Source organism: Bacillus cereus group sp. BfR-BA-01355 (assembly GCF_022663675.1).
GTDB lineage: Bacteria > Bacillota > Bacilli > Bacillales > Bacillaceae_G > Bacillus_A > Bacillus_A thuringiensis_S.
This window is the reverse complement of sequence record NZ_JAKUFY010000240.1, coordinates 1-2034: the sequence shown is the minus strand read 5'-3', so window position 1 is coordinate 2034 and position 2034 is coordinate 1. Positions and strand designations below refer to the sequence as shown.

Below are 2034 nucleotides of genomic sequence, written 5' to 3'. Positions count from 1 at the left end.
AGTGCAGCTCTAAGGTGGTAAGTTATTTTTCTGCGTTAGGAAGTTCTCAGCTTTCCTTCCTTCTCTGTATAACCGGGTAAAATAACTCGTGTCCTTTTCTTTGCTTTTTGTAAAACATCCATTTATTGTTATTTAATATATCTTATTCATTTTATTTTTGCAAGTGTTTAAAAAAATTATTTATTTAATTTAAAAAGTGAAACCAAATTTTTTTGGTTTCACTTCACAATTTTACCAATCTTGTGGTTCGTAATTTAAGTCTGCAAATAGACGTCTTTTCTCTTTCTTCGTTAAATCTCTCCACTGTCCAACTGGTAAATTATTCAATTCGATATTCATAATTCTCGTACGTTTTAACGTGTATACTTGATAACCTAAAGCTTCACACATACGGCGAATTTGGCGATTTAGCCCTTGGGTTAAAATAATTTGGAACTCATATTTTGATAGCTGTGTAATCTCACAAGGAAGCGTTTTTGTTCCTAAAATTTTAACACCCGCTGCCATTTTCTCTAAGAAATCAGGAGTAATTGGCTTATCTACTGAAACGATATATTCTTTCTCATGTTTGTTTTCAGCACGTAAAATTTCATTAACGATATCACCATCATTCGTTAACAAAATTAAACCGTCTGAGTCTTTATCAAGACGTCCAATGTGACTAATTCGTAAAGGATGGTTCACTAAATCGATAATGTTACCTTTTACAGCTTTTTCACTCGTACATGTAATACCTACTGGTTTATTTAAAGCGATATATACGTGATCTCGAGCAATTCGAAGCTGCTCTCCATTTACTCGTACATCATCACCTGGATTTACTTGGTCACCAATTTTTGCAACCTTACCGTTAATAATTACTCTTCTCTCATTAATTAGTTTATCCGCTCCACGTCGAGACGCTTTTCCAGCTTCACTAATAAATTTATTGATACGCAAATTAGGCACATCCTTTTCTAAAAAAAATTTCAAGCTCACACTGCTTCTACCGTACAATACAAAAGGGTAAGCCTCCTATTATAACTTAAATATATTAACATGAAAGGGTATATAACGTCTTCTATTAATTACTTGTTTATAAGAAAATATCGTTATTATACAATCATTTATGCACTTTTTCAGCGTTTAATATACAAGCCATTCTTCCTTACATACAGCTTGTTTTCCTTTTATCTCTTCTATATCTTCATGAATATTAGCTAATTTATATAAATCTGGGAAAATCTCTTCCACATAATGTTGGTGCGCTATTTCATCTTTCCAATACGTTAACACTATGTAACGATTTTCATTTTTTAAAGACTTCCCAACTACTCCACCTAGCATTCCTTTTGCTTTTTCCATTCCTTTATTCCAAATTGTTTCTTGCTTATGTAAAAAATGCTTTTCCTTTTCCAACTTTACATCACATATAGCAACTCTTACGAATGCTCCCTCTATTACAATATCTTCCAAATGCATATCAGTTATATCATACAACGTTTGAAATAATTCAATTTCACATGAAAGAAACGTATCCTCTTGATTACTATTTAAATAAATTGTATCGTGAGAAGCATTCATAAATGATTGATATACACTTCTATCTTCCCATAAAGTAAATACACATGCCTCATCTTCATTCCATCCACCAAATTGTCCATGAAAACCATCTAGGTGTTGTATATCATGCCATTTTTCTTGCGCACTGGAAAACAATTCTTTTTTCTCTTCTTCCACCTTACAGTAGATTGTTTTTAGTAACATTTTTAATTCCCCCTTATGATTCGATCCATTTCCCACTCGCCATACTTTCTATTTTTCCATATACACAAACGTTAATTTATTTTGTTATCAACTCCATTACTTATTCAAAGTTTGATGCCCTCCGTAAATGTTGTAAGTTGATTATTGGAATACTTACTGTGTAAAAATACATCTAAAATATAAAAATTAAAATCTCTTGCTTTGCTTTCTTACCCCGATTCTAGTTTACATAACATTATTATGTATTACCGATTATCTATATCATTCAATAAAACATATTATTTTATA

The 2034-nt window shown here is 31.4% G+C and carries 2 protein-coding genes; both read right to left on the bottom strand.

All coding sequences use genetic code 11. The features are described 5' to 3' along the window. Nucleotides 1–231: 231 nt before the first annotated feature. The gene (gene rluF, locus MR167_RS31250; protein WP_001222160.1) at nucleotides 232–939 is read right to left on the bottom strand and encodes a 23S rRNA pseudouridine(2604) synthase RluF; all 708 of its coding nucleotides are present in this window, start codon (nucleotides 937–939) and stop codon (nucleotides 232–234) included. 186 nt (nucleotides 940–1125) lie between these two features. Next, a complete protein-coding gene (locus tag MR167_RS31245) occupies nucleotides 1126–1746 on the bottom strand; it encodes a YdbC family protein (RefSeq protein ID WP_000925174.1) in 621 nt (206 codons plus the stop codon). Nucleotides 1747–2034: the final 288 nt, after the last annotated feature.